3 protein-coding genes and 1 pseudogene are annotated in these 2,924 nt (G+C 38.6%); 3 read left to right on the top strand and 1 reads right to left on the bottom strand.

The annotated features are described in order from the left end of the window. The 3 genes and pseudogenes from RRG12_RS42450 to RRG12_RS42460 all read left to right on the top strand — a co-directional run. A pseudogene (locus tag RRG12_RS42450) lies at positions 1–513 on the top strand (hypothetical protein); the annotation flags it as partial. A gap of 77 nt (positions 514–590) precedes the next feature. After that, positions 591–716 carry a hypothetical protein gene (locus RRG12_RS42455; protein ID WP_420760284.1) on the top strand — a complete coding sequence of 42 codons (126 nt, stop codon included), beginning with the start codon at positions 591–593 and terminating at the stop codon, positions 714–716. A 68-nt stretch (positions 717–784) separates the two neighbouring features. Next, on the top strand, positions 785–1,798 hold the full coding sequence (locus RRG12_RS42460; protein ID WP_420760283.1) for an alpha/beta hydrolase: 1,014 nt from the start codon (positions 785–787) through the stop codon (positions 1,796–1,798). Between the two features lie 131 nt (positions 1,799–1,929). Here RRG12_RS42460 and RRG12_RS42465 read toward each other — a convergent pair. Further along, on the bottom strand, positions 1,930–2,924 hold a 995-nt coding region (locus RRG12_RS42465), incomplete at its 5' end, for a GAF domain-containing sensor histidine kinase (protein ID WP_420763240.1).

The following is a 2,924-nucleotide window of genomic DNA, read 5'->3' on the forward strand; positions in this document are numbered from 1 at the left end:
AAAATGAAAAAAACAATCTTCACTACTACATTAATTCTTTGTTCTATGTTGATTGCAAGTTGTAGCGATGGCAATACTGCTTCTCAACAAAATCAAGTTAATCAAGCAAAGACTGCAACAAGTACTCCAGTTAATTCTGAATCTATTTCTGCAAATAAAGAAAAGATAGATAATATCGAAGCTAGCAAAAAAACTAGTAATTCAACATCAAATGAAAAAACACCTATTAAAAACAATAAAACTAATGAAGTTCCTAACGATAAACCGACATTGGGTACTATCAAAGAGATGCAAAATGGAGACTTAAAATGTTACGTTACTGTTATCGACGAAAATGATAAATTACATGAAGGTGTCGGTGCAACATTTGATGTTTGCGAACCAGAGAAATACGTCAATAAAAAAGTACGAATGTATTATCAGATAGAAAACGTCAGTGATTGCCAAAGTTCTGAACCTTGTGGGAAAACAATCAAAGAATGGCTAATTAGCAAGATAGAAATTCGAGATTAAGAATCACAAGATTTATTTTTAAACGCACCGCAGCACTCCCTACCCTCAATCTACTCATAGGGTAGGGGTTGGAGCAGATGACAACGATTGCACCTTTGACTAATATCGACCTATTCTCGCTACAAGAACAGAGGTCAACCCCTTCTCCTGCAAAGACGCTGCGTGAACTGGGAATTCAAGATCAGGTTCGCAGACTCAGCTAAAACTGGTTAAGATTTCAACTTTGCCCTTGATAAAATAAGTTGATATCTGTAAATACGACCGGGAATCAATGAAAACTGGCATTCAAAAAACAGCAGAAATCCTAGAGCAAGTTCACCAATTAGAATCTACACTGGGTCTAAAGAATGAAGCCTGTCGTTCCAAATTTTTGATTCACCCTGACTTTAGATCAAAAGTTTTTTTATTTTTGCATGGTTTTACAGCAGGCCCTTACCAGTTCGAGCCGCTCGGTAAAGCCTTATTTAACACCGGATATAATGTTTTAATTCCTTTACTACCCGGTCATGGACGCTCCGGTGACTGGAGGCATCAAAACCCTCCACCTCTGCCAACAGATATTAAGATTTATCAAGAATTTGTAATTAAATGGTTAGAGATTGCAAAAACGTTAGGTCAAGAAGTTGTGATTGGTGGATTATCGACTGGTGGAACTTTAGCTGCTTGGTTAGCTTTAGAGCATCCTCAAGAGATTGACCGCACCTTATTGTTCACGCCTTATTTAGGTAGCCGCTACTCACTATTCGATTTACTTATAAAAATCTTGCCAATTTACTTTGAATGGTTTAACAAAGATGCACCTGGTAATTTTGGTTATAAAGGTTTTCGTCTTAAGGCATTACGGATATTTCTTGAATTGGGATATCAGGTTTTAGAAAAGGCTCAAGGCTGTGTTTCTGCCCCTATCTTAATGGTATGTAGTGAAGCAGATCATGCTGTTAATCGCTCGAAACAGCAAGATTTTTTCCGAAGAGTACTTAAGCAGCAACCAAAATCTTGGTATTACTGTTTCGATGATTCACTTCAAATTGAACACCGAATGATGACGAAACTGGAAGACAATGATTATGAGGAACTGATAATTACCCTTGCGAAAGCATTTGTTGAGAGTGATTTGACTTGGCTAGAGTTTGAGCAAATGGCAACGCGGATCACGCAGGGACATGCCTATGACCAAATCATGCGAGAACTCAACTTTGATAGGCAAGTTTCTCAACAGCTATCTGCAATGATGACTCAAGCTTTTGGCTGTGAGGATCTCAAATGCATCAATCCAGATTCCTAGTGAGCATCCCAATTTTGCAAAAAAACGAAGAGACTCAAAAAATATGTTTAGTCCAGTATGGACATTAGTCGCTTTCGAGCGATCGCTATAAATTTCTGCCGCAGATATGTATAAAAATAACTATCATTTCGTCAGTGTTTAGATGCGTTTGCCCTGATTGGGAATGCCTTTGGTAAGTTGACTGTAACTTTAGTTCCTTGCCCCACTTCACTGGACAGGGTAATATTACCACCATGTAACTCAACACAACCTTTAGCGATCGCTAGCCCTAAGCCTGTACCAGGAATTGTGTCAACATTACTTCCACGACTGAAGGATTGAAACAAATTTTCTTGATCTGCTATCGGGATACCAATTCCCTGATCTTTGATGTAAAAGATTACTTCTGATTCTTTACTGATGAGGTGGAATTCCACAGTACCTCCATCTGGAGAGTACTTAATTGCATTGGATATTAAGTTAATAAAAATTTGCTGTAAAAGTCCGCGATCGCCCCAAAATTCCTGGTTTTTCCCAGTAATTTTAAAAATCAATTCGTGGCGATCGCCTGCTGTTTCTCGTTCTTGTTCTATGAGGTCGGAGAAAAAATGTAGTAAATCAAGTGGGATTGGTTTAAACTTGGGTTTTTCCAGTTCAAATTGGTTAACCAGAAGCATATTATCCACAAGTTTGGACATATACCTTGCTTTCTGTTCAATGATTCCCAAAAACCTCTGTTGTTTAGACTCATCTAGTTGCTGACTATGTTTTACCAAAGTTGATGCAGCAGCCAGAATTGAAGTTAGCGGCGTGCGATACTCATGGGAAACCGTTGCAATGATTTGGGATTTAAATACATTGAGTTGCTTTTCTTTAGCAAGGGCTGCTTGAGTTTGGGCTAACAATTCCGCCTGTTGAATAGCGATCGCTAGTTGCACTGATACTTCATTGAGCATTTGGGCATCATCAGTTTGCCAGTGTCGTTCCCCAGAATTATGGTGAGCAATCAATAAACCCCAAAGCTTGGGCGTTGGGTTCCCATTATTACTCAGATTAATCGGAACTACCAGATTTGCCTTAGTATTAAATTGCTCTTTTAGGCTGACACAATTACACAAGCCAAGCTCATAAATATAAGGGATTGGGG

The organism is Nostoc sp. CALU 546, assembly GCF_048836525.1.